Below are 15,400 nucleotides of genomic sequence, written 5' to 3'. Positions count from 1 at the left end.
CCCCCATGCATTACGCCCTGGATATACGCACCTTCCTCTTCAGCCACTATTTCTATACCGGCCTGCGCATCGCCACCGGCGTCGTCGGCCTGACCATGCTGGTCTTCAACATGGCCGACATGCAGACCACCATGACGGTCTTCCTCGGCGCGCTCTGCACCAGCCTGATGGACTTGCCCAGTCCGCTGCGCCACAAATTCAATGAAATGCTCGCCGGCGTGCTGCTGTGCACCCTGGTGATGCTGGTGATCAGCCTGTGCGCGCCGATCCACTGGCTGGTCAGCGTGGCGATGGTGCTGGTCAGTTTCCTCGCCAGCATGATGGTGGTGTATGGCAAGAAAACCCTGCCGCTCCAATTCGCCGCCTTGATGGTGATGACGCTGTCGATGGAGAACAGCGTGCCGTTTGACGAAGCCTTCCTGCATGCGGGCTTCTTCCTGGCCGGCGGCCTCGGCTACCTGACCTACTCGATGATCGTGTCCTACTTTTTGCGGCGGCGCGTCAAACAGCAGGTGCTGGCGGAAGCGCTGTTCGAGCTGGCGCGCTACCTGCGCATCAAGGCCGATTTCTACGACGTACGCAGCGACCTGCAGACCCAGTTCACGACGCTGGTGCGCCAGCAGATCGTGCTGGCCGACAAGTTGCAGGCCTCGCGCGACCTGGTGCTGCGCGACATGCACACCAAGCAGGACGGCTTGCTGGTGCACGTTCACCTGAGCATGCTCGAGCTTTACGAACAGGTCTTGTCGACGCACGCCGACTATGCCCTGCTGCGCAGCCATTTCGGCGACACCGACGTCATCATTTTCCTGCGTGACCTGGCCAACAAGACCGCCGAAGACATCGAGTCGATTGCCTATGCCGTCACCCGCAAGCGCGTCTCGACGCCGACCGTCAACTACAAGGCCGAGTTGCGCGCCGTGCAATACGAGATGCAGCAGCTGCAGCAGGACAATCTGGCCGGCCACATCCCCGACGAAGCCATCACGGTGCTGCGCGTCACCTACAACAAGATCCTCGACATCATCGAGCTGATCTCGCAACTGCACCTGGCCACGCAAACCCCGATCGACGCGATTCCGATCCTGCCGGGGTCCGACATGACGCCGTTCCTGACCCAGCAAAAGTACAAGGCAGGTCTGCTGATCGCCAACCTACGCTGGCAGTCGCCGATCTTCCGCTTCGCCATCCGCGTGGCGCTGGCGGTCTCGACCGGCCTTTGGATCGCCGCCCATCTGCCGTACATGGCGCACGGCTACTGGATCGTGCTGACCATCGTCATCATTCTCAAACCCAATTTCAGCTCGACCAAGCAACGCGTGAGCGACCGCCTGATCGGCACCATCATCGGCTGCCTGCTGACCGCGCTGATCCTGCGCTTCGTGCATGACCCGATGGCCTTGCTGGCAGTGCTGTTCATCGCCAGCGTGGCGGCGCCGGCTTTCACCTACGTCAAATACCGCTACACCGCGATCGCGGCCTCGGTGCAGATCCTGATGCTGCTCAACCTGCTGCTGCCGGCCGGCCATCACGGCGCGGTCAGCGAACGTCTGATCGATACCATCATCGGCGTCGCCATCGCGACCATTTTCAGTTACGTGCTGCCGAGCTGGGAATACCGCGACCTGCCGCGCCTGCTCAAGAACGTGCTGCATGCCAGCCATCGCTACATCAAGGCCAGCCGCGACATGCTGGAAGGCAAAGTGGGCGATGACTTCTTCTACCGCGTCTGCCGCAAGGGCTTCATGGACAGCCTGTCCGCGCTGATCTCGGCGCAGGTGCGCATGATGGACGAACCGATCAGCAAGCAGCGCGCCGTGGGCGAGATCAACCGCTTCGTGGTGCAGAACTATCTGGTGGCCGCGCACATCGCCGCGCTGCGCATCCTGCTGCGACGCCATGCCGAAGGCCTGCCGCGCGATCCGGTCAACAAGCTGATCGAACAGACCTACCAGAGCGCCACTGCCCATCTGCTGCACGCGCAAACCATCCTCGCCGGCCCCGGCGGCACTACGGCAGCGACGGTGCCGGTGGAAGAAGTCGTGCCGGTCAATCCGCTGGCGGAAACCGTGGCGGCCGAAGATGTCGCCCTGGCTACTCAGCCCGAAGTCAGCGAATGGTCCGGCTGGCACACCTTCCAGCGTCGCTCCGCCCTGCTCGACAACGACTTGCAGGAAATCGTCGCGCAAACCGGCGCCATCGAAAGCATCCTGCGCAAGGCGGAGACCGCATGATTACCCCGGTCGACGCGTTAAACCAGTTACCTGTACTTGCCAAACGTTGAATTGCTTTGATCTGCACCGGCTACGGCCGGCGACAGACGAAAAAAAGCCGTGCTGAGCACGGCTTTTTCATATCTCACGGCTCACGCCGCTTACTGCTTGTCCTTGCCGTCATACGACAGAATCCGGTGCATGCGCTTCTGCTCGAACATGCGTTCATCGGCGACTCGCAGCAGCGTTTCAATATCCAGGCCGTCTTGCGGGAACAAGGCCACACCGATGGAAGCGTCGACGTGATACTTGTTGCCGTCGCGCCCTTCGATAGGCTGGTTGAGGAAGTTGCGGATCTTCTCGGCGATCGACTTGGCAATATTCTCGTCGGTCACGCCATGCAGGTAGACCACGAACTCGTCGCCGCCAAAGCGCGCCACCGAGTCATCCTTGCGCAGGGCATGCTGCAATTGCGACGCCGCCGAAATCAGCACCTTGTCGCCTTCGTCATGGCCGTACTGGTCGTTGATCGACTTGAACTTGTCGAGGTCGATGAACAGCAGCGCAAATTGCAGCGGCGCCACTTCCGTACCCTTGCGGCGGCGGAAGTCGATCTGCGCAATGAACGAATCGCGGTTGAGCACATTGGTCAGGCGATCGGTGCGCAGGTTGCGTTCCATTTCCTGGAAACTCTGCGCCAGCTGGCCGATTTCATCGCGGCGATCGATGTTGAGCGACGGGAAAGGCTCGCCGTTGCCGATGCTCTTGGCCGCCAGCGTCAGCTTGCGGATGTCGCGCAATACCCAGCGCAGGATCGCGAAACCCAGCACAAACGTCATGCACACCGCGATGAACCCAAGCAGCAGCGTCTGGTAGACGCCGCCAGTCACCGAGCCGAGGAAGTCAGAGCGGCTCACTGCGCTGACCGCCACCCAGTCCAGCCCGGCGTCGTCATGATGCAGGCGGAACGCCAGTTCGGTCTTGGGGCCATCGGTCTGCAGCGACTGCACCACCAATTTGCCCGATTCAAGCTTTTGCGTCTTCATGTAGGCGACCAGGTCGGCATACGACTGGCGCACGATGGGCGAGGTGCTCTGGCCGGCGTTCAGCCGCACGAAGTTCGCACCGTCGACCTTGTGGATCGGTTCATTCACCGAGGTGGCGATCAGGTCGCCCGACATCTCGATGATGAAGGCGACGCCGTTTTTGGTCAGCGGCAAGGCTTGCAGGAAATCGCTCAGGCGGCGCAGGCCTATGCTGCTGGTGGCCACACCCAACAGGACGTGCTCGGGCGAATAGACCGGCTTGGACAAGGTGATGCCGAGGAACTTGAGGCGGAAATCAGTGAACACCGGCGACCAGGTTTCCTGTTTGCGCTCAATGGCCTGGCGATACCAGGGGCGGTTGCGCGGCTCGTAATCCTGCGTGGCGATCAGCGTCGGCGTGGTGCCGGGGCCGCGCAAATGATAGACGTAGTTTTTGCCCTGTGGATCGCGGGTGCTGTACATGAAGAGATTCATCTCTTCCTGCTTCACGCCGAGGAAACTGCCGTCGGCGCCGCCGAAATAGACATAGCTGGGATCGTCGAACAGGCTGTTGGCCAGCCACAGGCGTTCTTCCAGCGCGGCCTTCTCTTTGGGGAACGGGATGTAAGTAGGCTGGCCGCCCTTTTCAGCCGGCGGAATCGGATCCGGCGCCACCACGCGCAGCGTCTCGCGCGCGCCCAGCAGCTGCCGGTCGGTCGCCTGGCCGACACGGTTCATGGTGTCCATCAATGCATTGCGCGCCAGCACCTCGGTGGCGTCATCGCCGGCACGATACAGAAACCAGCCTATCGTCACCGCCAGGCATAACATCAGAAATACAAACGGCAGGATGAACAGCCGTTGTAATGAAGATTGCTTCAGAATTTCACCCCTTGCTTATGCCACGGTCGTCTGGGACGGATAGTTCACGTGTTTTATTGTTTTTTATACATGACTTAACGTCATTTGATGCCTCATTTCGCCCACTTGGCACCGAATCAGAGAGTTTAATCGTTTATATAAAAAAATTCCCTGAGTCCTGAAAAAATACTCATTTTATCGAAGTATTTCTCTCAGGCCATCAGGGAACTAGATAGCATAATTACAAAGAGTTAATCAAGACATTTCAGTTCGGCTCAAACGAAAGTGCACCATTTTTGACACTCACGTGGACCACGTCCTTGGGACCGAATTTTCCTTGCAAGATAAGTTTTGACAAGGGGTTCTCGATTTCCTGCTGGATCGCCCGCTTCAGCGGCCGCGCGCCATACACCGGATCGAAGCCGGCCTCTGCTATCTTCTGCAATCCGGCGTCGGTAATCACCATGCCGATGTCCATCTTGGCCAGACGCGCCTCGAGGATATGCAACTGGATCTTGGCGATCGCGCCGATGTTCTTTTCGTCCAGCGCATGGAACACCACGATCTCGTCAACACGGTTGATGAACTCAGGACGGAAGTGCAGCTTGACCTCGGCCATCACCGCCATCTTCACCACCGCCGGATCGCTGCCTTCCATGGCCTGGATCTTGTGCGAACCCAGGTTGGAGGTCATCACGATCACGGTGTTCTTGAAGTCCACCGTGCGGCCCTGGCCATCGGTCAGGCGGCCGTCGTCCAGCACTTGCAGCAAGACGTTGAACACGTCCGGATGCGCCTTCTCGACTTCATCGAGCAGGATCACGCTGTAAGGCTTGCGCCGCACGGCTTCGGTCAGGTAACCGCCCTCTTCATAGCCGACATAGCCCGGCGGCGCGCCGATCAGGCGGGCTACCGAATGCTTCTCCATGAATTCGCTCATGTCGATGCGGATCATCGCTTCTTCGGTATCGAACAGATAAGACGCCAGCGCCTTGCACAGCTCGGTTTTACCCACGCCGGTAGGGCCGAGGAACATGAACGAGCCATACGGCTTGTCCGGATCGCCCAGGCCGGCGCGTGAACGGCGGATTGCATCCGAGACTGCAACAATCGCCTCGTCCTGCCCCACCACGCGTTCGTGCAATACCTCTTCCATGTGCAACAATTTTTCGCGCTCGCCCTGCATCATGCGCGACACCGGGATACCGGTGGCGCGCGCCACGATCTCGGCGATTTCCTCAGCGCCGACCTGGGTGCGCACCAGGCGCCGCTTGCCGACGGTCTGCTCGCTGGCGGCGTCCTGCTTGTTCTGCGTCTCCAGCGCCTTCTCCAGTTCGGCCAGCTTGCCGTACTTGAGCTCGGACACCTTCTGCCAGTCGCTCTTGCGGGTGGCGTCATCCATCTGCAGGCGGATCTGCTCGATTTCTTCCTTCAGATGCTGGCTGCCCTGCACCGTGGCTTTCTCGGCTTTCCAGATTTCTTCCAGATCGGCGTATTCGCGCTCGAGCTTGGTGATTTCTTCCTCGATCAGCGTCAGGCGCTTCTGCGAGGCCTCGTCCTTCTCGCGCTTGACCGCTTCACGTTCGATCTTCAACTGGATCAGGCGACGGTCGAGCTTGTCCATGACTTCCGGCTTGGAGTCGATTTCGATCTTGATCTTGGCGGCGGCTTCGTCGATCAGGTCGATCGCCTTGTCCGGCAGGAAACGGTCGGTGATATAGCGATGCGACAACTCGGCCGCGGCGACGATGGCCGGGTCGGTGATGTCGACGCCGTGATGCACTTCGTACTTTTCCTGCAAGCCGCGCAGGATGGCGATGGTCGCCTCCACGCTCGGCTCGTCGACGATGATCTTCTGGAAGCGGCGCTCCAGCGCAGCGTCCTTCTCGATGTACTTGCGGTATTCGTCCAGCGTGGTGGCGCCGACGCAATGCAGCTCGCCGCGCGCCAATGCTGGCTTCAACATGTTGCCGGCATCCATCGCGCCTTCAGCCTTGCCGGCGCCGACCATGGTGTGCAGCTCGTCAATGAAGACGATGGTCTGGCCTTCGTCCTGGGCGATCTCTTTCAAGACCGCTTTCAGCCGTTCTTCGAACTCGCCGCGGTACTTGGCGCCGGCCAGCAAGGCCGCCATGTCGAGCGACAGCACGCGCTTGGACTTGAGGCTGTCCGGCACTTCGCCGCTGACGATACGCTGCGCCAGGCCTTCGACGATGGCGGTCTTGCCGACGCCGGGTTCACCGATCAGCACGGGATTGTTCTTGCTGCGGCGTTGCAGCACCTGGATGGCGCGGCGGATTTCATCGTCGCGGCCGATCACGGGATCGAGCTTGCCGGCACGGGCGCGCTCGGTCAGGTCGAGGGTGTATTTCTTGAGCGACTCGCGCTGGCCTTCGCCCTCTTGCGACGACACGCTGGCGCCGCCGCGCACGGTGCTGATGGCGGCTTCCAGCGACTTGCGCGAGAGACCGTTTTCACGCGCGGCGCGGCCGGCGTCGGACTTGTCGTCGGCCAGGCCGAGCAAGACCATTTCGCTGGCGATGAACTGGTCGCCGTGCTTTTGCGATTCCTTGTCGGCCAGGTTCAGCAAGGCCACGAGCTCGCGGCCGATCTGCACTTCGCCGCCATTGCCCGATACCTTGGCCAGGCGTGTCGAGGCGTGCTGCAAGGCCGAAGTCAGCCCGGCCACGTTGACGCCGGCGCGCTGCAGCAGCGAACGGGCGCCGCCGTCGTCCTGGGCCAGCAAGGCCTGCACCAGATGGACGGGGTCGATGTACTGGTTGTCGTTGCCGACAGCCCGGCTCTGGGCATCCGCCAGAGCTTCCTGCAATTTTGTGGTGAGTTTGTCGAGACGCATGGTGTGCTTTCGCTCCGAATTTTGAATACCTAGAAAATTGGGACGTGCAGACGTATTTCAAGGAATGATCCGACTGTATGGCCGCGAAAGGCTGCCGGATTTGATCCAGATCAACTTACGGTAGATCGCTCCGGCGCGGGAAGGTGTCCGCCAGGTGCCCGGCGAAAGCCGCCAGCGCGGCGCTCAGCTTTTCCGAGACGGCTCTGTCGGCCAGCATGGCGGCCGTATCGAGCTTGTTGGTCGGCAAAGCCACGACCGCCGACGCTGTCAGGACGACGTCGGCGTTCATCATCGCCAGCGTGTCGAGCAAGGATGCCTGCGCATGCTCCGCACGGCCTGAGGCATTGAGCGCGGCGACCGGCTTGTTGATGAATTCGCCGCTGCCGACCACCCAGTCGAGCGCGTTCTTGAAGGCGCCCGGCACGCCGTGGGCATATTCCGGGCTGGCGATCAGGACCGCATCGGCCTCCCGCAACGCGGCGCGAAACGCCAGCACCACCGCCGGCTCGGCGCCCTCGGCGTCGGGATTGAACGCCGGCAGTTCAGCCCATGCCGGGTACAAACTGATGCGCAGCGACGGCGGCGCCAGCACGGCCGCCGCTTGCAGCAACGCCGTGTTGGAAGACGCCGCCCGCAAACTGCCGGACAAGGCCAGAACCTGGAAAGAAGCACCGTCGCGATCCATCGTCCCGACTACGCAAACACCGCGCGATACACCGCAAAGCCCGCCACGCACAAGGCGACCGAACCCAGCAGATGCAAGCCGGAATGGGCGATCGCCAACAGGTAGTTGCCGCGTTGCAGCAGCAGCATGGCTTCCGCCGAGAAGGTGGAAAATGTTGTCAGGCCGCCCAGGAAACCGGTGATCAGGAACAAACGCCATTCCACCGGCAAGCCCTGGTGTCCTTCAAAAAACGCCACCAGGAAACCGATCACGAAACCGCCGCCCCAGTTGGCCGCCAGCGTGCCCAAAGGCAGCGCCTGGCCGGCGACGTTGAGCCACAGGCTCAGTCCCCAGCGCAACCAGGCGCCCAGCGCCGCACCCATGCCAACCGCAATCCACTGCATCGTCCGTTCCTTTTTGTCTTCTTTCAGCAATACGCGATCATGGCGAATGAACCGTGAGTCGGTCAAGCGCCTGATGATCATCCTGCAAGGCCTTGTCGACGCTTTCGTGCATCCAGTCGACCCAGGTGCTGATCTTGGCGTCGAGATATTGGCGCGACGGGTACAGCGCATACACGCCCATGTCCTGCATGCGGTATTGCGGCAGCACGCGCACGATGGTGCCGGCGCGCAAGGCGTCCACCGCCGAATACAGCGGCAGCACGCCGATGCCCATGCCTTCCTTCAGGGCCAGTAGCATGGCTTCGGCCACGTTGACGTGGAAGTTGGATTTGATCGCCACCACCTCCTTGCCGTCCGGGCCTTCCATCGCCCACTCGTCCAGCGGCGACACCGGGCTGACCAGTTGCAGGCAATTGTGATTGAGCAATTCCTGCGGCTTTTGCGGTGCGCCGTGCTTTTCCAGATACAGCGGCGAGGCGCACAGGATGCTGTAGATGCTGCTGAGCTGGCGGAAGATCAGGCCCGAATCGGGCAGCTCGCGCGCCAGCACCAGCGAGACGTCGAAGCCTTCCTCCAGCAGATCCGGCACGCGCTGCGCCAGCGTCAGCTCGATGGCGACGTCGGGATAACGCTTCTGGTAGCTCGACACCGCCGGGATCACATAACGCTGCCCGAAGCTGGTCATGGTGTGGATGCGCAAGCGTCCGGACGGTCTTACATAAGCGTCGCTGGCCTCGGCTTCGGCTTCCTGCACGTAGGAGACAATCTGCTCGCAACGCAACAGGTAGCGTTCGCCGGCTTCGGTCAGGGCGATGCGGCGCGTCGTGCGGTTCAGCAGCCGGGTGCGCAGATGGCGCTCCAGGTCCGCCACCGCGCGCGACACGTGCGCGGTGGTCAATTCCATTTGTTGCGCAGCCAGCGTAAAACTGCCAGCATCGACAACACGCATGAAAATGCGCATGTTTTGCAAAGTATCCATAGTTTCTTGTCTTTCCAGTCTTCAATCCGGGCGTTTTGCGTGTGCAATGCACCAAACACGGCTCCCGGAAGCTGCATTGAAGGGTGCATTGTTACCCAAAACGACAAAATCATTGTTGCAGTAATTGAAAAGACCCTTTGTGTTTACTGTGGTTTTTCTCTCTATCTTTACAAAATACAATCGGTATCACTAGATATTTGCATTTTTTGGGATAGTCCGATGAAGACCTCTGCTGACAAACGCCTCATTGTTGCGCCGCGCATGATTGTTGCGGCCTGCCTGGCCTGTGCCGTGCTCGCCGGTTGCGCCGACAATGGCGGCATCAAGCCGCAGGCGGTCGTGCAGCAGCCCAACACCCTCGACGTCGGCAACGCCATCCGCCAGGTCGGCGCCGAAGCCGGCTGGCCCAGGCGCGCCTGGTGGGAGAACTACGCCGATCCGCAACTGAATCGCCTGGTGGTGGCCGCCGTCGCCGGTAATCCCAACATGGCGATTGCCGCCGCGCGCGTGCGCCAGGCACAGGCCATGGCCGTGGTCGCGCATGCCGGCGAACTGCCGCAGGCGCAGCTGGACGCCGCCGTCGGCCGCAAGGACTGGTCCGACAACGTCTATTACGGCGCCAGCTTCCGCGACAAGCTGACCTGGAACAACACTGCGGTGCTGAGCCTGTCCTACAACCTCGACCTGTGGGACCGCAACCGCAACACCACCGAACGCGCCCAGGATGAAATCCACGCCGTCGCCGCCGACGCCCGCGCCGCCCAGCTCGAACTGGAAAGCAACGTGGTGCGCACCTACGTGCAGTTGTCGCTGCAATACGGGCTGCTCGACAGCACCCAGGACACGCTGAAGCAGGAACAACAGATCCTCGACCTCGCCAACCGCCGCTTCCGTGGCGGCATCGGCACCCAGATGGAAATCAGCCAGGCCGAAGTCCCGCTGCCGGAAACCCGTCGCCAGATCGAAGTCTTCAATGAAAATATCGCCCTCACGCGCAACCAGTTGGCGGCACTGCTCGGCCAAGGCCCCGGCGCCGGCGACAGCATCACGCGTCCGGTCATGAACCTGCAGGCGGCGCTCGGACTGCCCAGCGCCCTGCCGGCCGAGCTGATCGGCCGCCGTCCCGACATCAGCGCCGCGCGCTGGCGCGTGGAGGCTTCGGCCAAGGGCATCGCCGTGGCCAAGGCGGCGTTCTATCCCAACGTCAACCTGCTGGCCAGCATCGGCCCGACTGCAGCCGGCGGCGGCTTGCTGAGTTTCCTGAGCGCGCCCAACATCACCACAACCTACGGCCCGGCGATTTCGCTGCCGATTTTCGAAGGCGGCCGCCTGCGCGGCCAGCTCGGCGCCACTACCGCCGGTTACGACATGGATGTCGAGCACTACAACCTGCTCCTGAGCCAGGCGCTCAAGAGCATCGCCGACCAGATCGTCACGCTGCAGGCGATCCAGCGCCAGCAGGTGCAGGCCGACCTTTCGGTTGCGGCTGCGCAAAAGAACATCGACATCGCCACACGCGCCTACCAGCGCGGCCTGACCAACTACGTCAACGTGCTGACCGCGCAGACCCAATGGCAGCACCAGCAACAAGTCGTGCAGCAATTGCTGGCGCAGAAGCTGACCGCCTACGCCAGCCTCACTGTTGCGCTCGGCGGCGGATTGGACGTGTCAGCGTCTGAAGCAGATTCCAATGCTGATGCTGCAGGCACGCTGCAAGTGGGAGCTGCGCAGTGAGCACCCCAGCCACAGCCTCAGCAAGCCCGCCGGCGCCGCACTCGTTCGGCCGGAAATTGCACGGCGCCGCCGCCGACTGGTGGCAGACCGATTTCCCCAACTGGATCTATGTCTTCAAGATGGTCTTCGCCGGCTTGCTGGCGCTCGGCATCGGCTACGCGCTCGACCTCGAATCGCCGCGCTCGGGCCTGATCACCGTCTTCATCGTGATGCAGCCGCAAAGCGGCATGATCCTCGCCAAGAGTTTCTACCGCGTCATCGGTACGCTGATCGGTTCGGTGGCGGTGGTCGTGTTCGTCGGCCTGTTCGCACAGACGCCGGAACTGTTCCTGCTCGCCACTGCGTGCTGGATCGGGCTGTGCACGGTCGGCTCGGCGCACAACCGCAACTTCCGCTCTTACGGCTTCGTGTTGTCCGGCTATACGGTGGCGCTGATCGGCATCCCGGCGGCGCTCAATCCGGCGCTGACGTTCGACTCGGTGATGACGCGCGTGACCGAAATCACCGTCGGCATCGTCTGCGCCGGCGTGGTCAGCGCGCTGGTATTCCCGCAAGCCAGTGCTCCCGGCCTGGTGCGCATCATCCGCGGCCGCTTCACCGCCTTCGTCGACCTGATCGGCAGCACGCTCGGCGGCAGCGCCGACCGCAAGGCGCTGGAAGCGACCAACGCGCGCTTCGTCGGCGACATCATCGGCCTCGAAGCGCTGCGCAGCTCGGCCATCTTCGAAGATCCTGAAATCCGCCTGCGCAGCGGCCGCCTCACGCGCATGAATAGCGAGTTCATGGCGCTGTCGACGCGCGTGCACGCGCTGCACCAGTTGATGAACCGCCTCCACGACAGCCGCAATCCATCGGCGCAACTGGTGATCGATGCGATCTCACCTTACTTCCGCGAAGTCCAGCCCCTGCTGACCCGCAGCGGCGGCGAGCCGGTCATGACCGCTGTCGACGCCGCCGATGCCGCGCTCAAGCTGGAAAGCTACAAACAGGAATTGCCGCGGCGCGTGCGCGCTACCCGCAATGCGCACGCGCAAGAACTCGACGACGACGCCGTGCTCGATTTCGACACCGCCTCCGAGCTGCTGTACCGTGTGATCGAAGAGCTGCACGCCTATACCCTCACCTACGCCTCGCTGGTGCAACGCCGCCACGAGCGTGAGCAATGGGAGCATGCCTACGCACCAAAAACCAGTCTGGTCATCGCCGGCATCGCCGGCGCCCGCGCCGCCATCACGCTGATCGGCCTGTCGACGTTCTGGATCCTGAGCGGCTGGCCCAGCGGCGACGTCGCGGCGCTCAACGCGGCCGCGTTCTGCGCCATCACCTCGGCCGCTCCCGACCCCGCCAAGGCCACCCGCACCGTCACCATGGGCGTGGCGCTGGCAGTGGTGCTCGGCTATTTCTACACCTTCCACATCGTGCCGCAGCTGGACGGTTTCTGGATGCTGGCCGCCGCGCTGACGCCGGTGCTGATGCTGGCGGTGCTGCTGACCACCAAGCCGACGCTGGCCGGTTATGGTCTCGGCATCTGCATCTTCTTCCCGTTCGTGGCGGTGCCGGACAATCTGGCGCACTTCAACGCCGCCGGTTACCTCAACGAATCGATCGCGCTGATGGTGTCGCTGATCGTGACCACGGTCGCCTTCATGGTGCTGTTGCCGCCGACCACCAACTGGACCGTGCGCCATCTCGAAAAACAATTGCGCAAGCAAGTCGTGCAGGCCTGCTTCGGCAAGCTGGCCCACCTCGCGCTGCAGTTCGAAAGCGGCACGCGCGACCTGATGCACCAGATCACCATGCTCACCGGCAGCCGTCCGGCATTGCGCAAGGACGCTTTCGGCTGGATGTTCGCCACGCTGGAAATCGGCCACGCCATCATCGAACTGCGCACCGAGCTGCACGGCATCCGCAGCGGCAATCCCGGCCTGTTGTCGCCGGCCGCCTACGCCGCGCTGGACCGACTGCGTGAGACTTTACCGGCGCTGTTCGAACAACCGACCCCGGCCACGCTGGCGGCCGTGCTCGACGCCAACAACCGCACCATCGCCGAAGTCCAGCAAGCCATCGGTCCGCATTACCGCGAACGCAGCGAACGCCATCGCCTGCAACGCACGCTGAGTTACCTGCACTTCATCCGTACCGCCTTGCTCGATCCGCAGTCGCCCTTGCGGCCCATGCACCAGACTGCCGCCACTTCTTCAGGAGCCAACCATGCCGCGTGAAATTTCCTTCTTCGACGCCTACATGCCGACGCTGCTGCTGGCCGTCATCGTCGCCGGCGTCATCGCGCTGGTCGCCGACCGCATCCTGGTGCGCATCGGCCTGTACAACCTGGTATGGCATCCGGCGCTGTTCCGCGTGAGCCTGTTCACGTGCATCGCGGCGTTGCTCGGGCTCGCCATCTACGCTTAAGCACTGCTAAACAAGAACACAACAGATATAGAAATCATCGGGAGTTATCCATCATGTCGGTCAAATCGATTTTTCGTTTCCTCATCACGGCGCTGATTTTCCTGGCCGCGATCTTCCTGGCGTGGACCCTGTGGCAACACTACATGGTGTCGCCGTGGACGCGCGACGGCCGCGTGCGCGCCGACGTTGTCAACATCGCACCGGACGTCGCCGGCCAGGTGGTCGACCTACCCGTGCGCGACAACCAGCTGGTGCACAAGGGAGACCTGCTGATGCAGATCGATCCTTCGCGTTACCAGCTGGCGCTGCAACAGGCTGAAGCCGCCCTTGCCGCGCGCAAGGCCGACCTCGACATGCGCCGCGCCCAGGCACGCCGCCGCGCTGATCTCGACAGCCTGGTGGTCTCAAGGGAAAACCGTGAAGACGCCGGCAGCCAGGTCGCCGGCGCCGAAGCGCAATACCAGGTCGCCATTGCCCAGCGCGACAGCGCCCGCCTGAATCTGGATCGCACCAAGGTGATCGCGCCGGTCGACGGCTACATCACCAACCTGAGCGTGCGCCGCGGTGACTACGCCAGCGCGGGCGTCGCCAAGATCGCCATCATCGACAGCCATTCGTTCTGGGTGTATGGATATTTCGAAGAGACCAAGCTGCCCTACGTCGCCGTCGGCGACAAGGCAAAGATCCAGCTGATCAACGGCGCCACCTTGCGTGGCCACGTCGACAGCATCTCGCGCGGCATCTACGACCGCGACAATCCGCAGAGCCGCGAATTGCTGGCCGACGTCAATCCGACCTTCAATTGGGTGCGACTGGCGCAACGCATTCCGGTGCGCATCCAGATCGACGAAGTGCCCAAGGATGTATTGCTGGCGGCGGGCCTGACCTGCACCGTGACGCTGGAGCCCGGCAGCCGCAAAGACGTCAGATGAACAGCTGAATCACCAGCCAGGTATTAGCCGCGCTGATCCCGAGGAACAACATCCACACCAGCGCGGCAAGCCACACCGGGTTGACGAAATCGCCCATCAGGTCGCGCCGGCTGGTCAGCCGGATCAGCGGGAACATGGCAAACGGCAACTGCAGGCTCAGCACCACCTGGCTGAGCACCAGCAGGCGTCCGACCGAATGCTCGCCCAGCGTCAGCACGCCGATCAGCGCCGGAATCAGCGCCAGTCCGCGCGTGATCATACGACGCTGCCAGCACGGGATTTTCAGCTTCAGGAACCCTTCCATGATCACCTGACCGGCAATCGTGCCGGTGAAGGTCGAACTTTGTCCCGCCGCAAACAAGCCGACACCGAACAGGATCGCCGCCAGCGAAGTGCCGGTGATCGGATCGAGCAGATGATAGGCGACGTCCAGATCGACCACGTCGGTGCGGCCGCTGCGATGGAAAGCCGACGCCGCCAGGATCAGGATGGCGGCATTGATCGCCATCGCAATCAGCAGCGACACGGTGGTGTCGACACGCGTATAGCGGATCGCTTCCAGCAAGCCGGCGCGGTCGCGTTTCACCGCGCGCGTCTGCACGATGGAAGAATGCAAATAGAGGTTATGCGGCATCACCGTCGCGCCCAGCACGCCGATGGCCAGATACAACGGCTCGCGGCTGGACAGCGCCGCCAGCGACGGCACGAAACCCTGCACCACCGCATGCCAGTCGGCTTTCACGAACGCCAGCTGCGCAAACAGGCATACCGCGATCGTCACCACCAGTCCGAGGATGATGGCTTCGACCTGGCGGAATCCGCGCCCCTGCAAGCCCAGCACGATCACGGTATCGAGCGCCGTCAGCAGCACGCCGACCGGCAGCGATACGCCCAGCAAGAGTTTGAACGCCAGCGCGCAGCCGAGCACTTCAGCCAGGTCGCAGGCGATGATTGACAACTCCGCAAACACCCACATGCCCTTGCCGACCGCCGGCGGATAGTTTTCGCGCGAATGCACCGCGAGGTCCTTGCCGGTGACGATACCCAGCCGCGCGCACAGGCATTGCAGCACGATCGCCGCCAGGCTCGACAGCATCACCACGAACAGCAACTGGTAGCCGAATTGCGAACCGGCCTGCACCGAAGTCGCCCAGTTGCCCGGGTCCATGTAGCCGATGGAAATCAGCAGGCCGGGACCGACATAGACCTTGAGTTTTTGCCAGATGGTGGCGTGCGGCGGCACCGACACGCTGCCGGAAACTTCGGAGGGACAGAACGGTGCGGTGGCGGTGGTCGGCAGGCGGAACATGTTGTTATTG

11 protein-coding genes are annotated in these 15,400 nt (G+C 62.4%); 5 read left to right on the top strand and 6 right to left on the bottom strand.

Going from position 1 to position 15,400, the window contains the following annotated elements:
* The first annotated feature begins 5 nt into the window (after window positions 1-5).
* Window positions 6-2,234, top strand: a complete 2,229-nt coding sequence (locus E4P32_RS04430) for an FUSC family membrane protein (RefSeq protein WP_116433083.1) — start codon at window positions 6-8, stop codon at window positions 2,232-2,234.
* A gap of 140 nt (window positions 2,235-2,374) precedes the next feature.
* Here the strand turns inward: E4P32_RS04430 and E4P32_RS04425 are convergent, their stop codons facing one another.
* The 5 genes from E4P32_RS04425 to E4P32_RS04405 all read right to left on the bottom strand — a co-directional run bounded on the left by E4P32_RS04425 (window position 2,375) and on the right by E4P32_RS04405 (window position 9,003).
* Window positions 2,375-4,069 carry a sensor domain-containing diguanylate cyclase gene (locus E4P32_RS04425; protein ID WP_116433084.1) on the bottom strand — a complete coding sequence of 565 codons (1,695 nt, stop codon included), beginning with the start codon at window positions 4,067-4,069 and terminating at the stop codon, window positions 2,375-2,377.
* 295 nt (window positions 4,070-4,364) lie between these two features.
* Window positions 4,365-6,956 (bottom strand): ATP-dependent chaperone ClpB, encoded by a 2,592-nt coding sequence (gene clpB / locus E4P32_RS04420; protein ID WP_116433085.1) that lies wholly within the window; start codon window positions 6,954-6,956, stop codon window positions 4,365-4,367.
* 115 nt (window positions 6,957-7,071) lie between these two features.
* Window positions 7,072-7,641, bottom strand: coding sequence for an NADPH-dependent FMN reductase (locus E4P32_RS04415; protein WP_116433086.1), 570 nt, complete (start codon window positions 7,639-7,641; stop codon window positions 7,072-7,074).
* Between the two features lie 8 nt (window positions 7,642-7,649).
* Entirely contained in the window at window positions 7,650-8,024 is a 375-nt protein-coding gene (gene crcB / locus E4P32_RS04410) for a fluoride efflux transporter CrcB (RefSeq protein WP_116433087.1), read from the bottom strand.
* Between the two features lie 37 nt (window positions 8,025-8,061).
* Window positions 8,062-9,003, bottom strand: coding sequence for a LysR family transcriptional regulator (locus E4P32_RS04405; RefSeq protein WP_116433088.1), 942 nt, complete (start codon window positions 9,001-9,003; stop codon window positions 8,062-8,064).
* Window positions 9,004-9,222: 219 nt separating this feature from the next.
* Here E4P32_RS04405 and E4P32_RS04400 point away from each other — a divergent pair, with 219 nt between their 5' ends.
* The 4 genes from E4P32_RS04400 to E4P32_RS04385 are packed head-to-tail and all read left to right on the top strand — an operon-like array spanning window position 9,223 to window position 14,081.
* Window positions 9,223-10,737, top strand: a complete 1,515-nt coding sequence (locus tag E4P32_RS04400; RefSeq protein WP_233526564.1) for an efflux transporter outer membrane subunit — start codon at window positions 9,223-9,225, stop codon at window positions 10,735-10,737.
* Window positions 10,738-10,793: 56 nt separating this feature from the next.
* Entirely contained in the window at window positions 10,794-12,959 is a 2,166-nt protein-coding gene (locus E4P32_RS04395; RefSeq protein ID WP_116433089.1) for an FUSC family protein, read from the top strand.
* Window positions 12,949-13,149, top strand: coding sequence for a DUF1656 domain-containing protein (locus E4P32_RS04390; RefSeq protein ID WP_116433090.1), 201 nt, complete (start codon window positions 12,949-12,951; stop codon window positions 13,147-13,149). Before E4P32_RS04395 ends, E4P32_RS04390 begins: the two co-directional genes overlap by 11 nt.
* A gap of 53 nt (window positions 13,150-13,202) precedes the next feature.
* Entirely contained in the window at window positions 13,203-14,081 is an 879-nt protein-coding gene (locus E4P32_RS04385) for an HlyD family secretion protein (protein ID WP_116433091.1), read from the top strand.
* On the opposite strand, the gene E4P32_RS04380 is transcribed toward E4P32_RS04385, so the two are convergent.
* Entirely contained in the window at window positions 14,074-15,390 is a 1,317-nt protein-coding gene (locus E4P32_RS04380) for an Nramp family divalent metal transporter (protein ID WP_116433092.1), read from the bottom strand. The two genes, E4P32_RS04385 and E4P32_RS04380, sit on opposite strands and share 8 nt — an antisense overlap.
* Between the last annotated feature and the right edge of the window lie 10 nt (window positions 15,391-15,400).

The sequence above is a fragment of the Herbaspirillum sp. 3R11 genome, assembly GCF_004563925.1.
Taxonomy (GTDB): Bacteria; Pseudomonadota; Gammaproteobacteria; order Burkholderiales; family Burkholderiaceae_D; genus Herbaspirillum.
The sequence above is the reverse complement of the archived record's forward strand: the minus strand, read 5'-3'. Positions and strand labels throughout refer to the sequence as shown.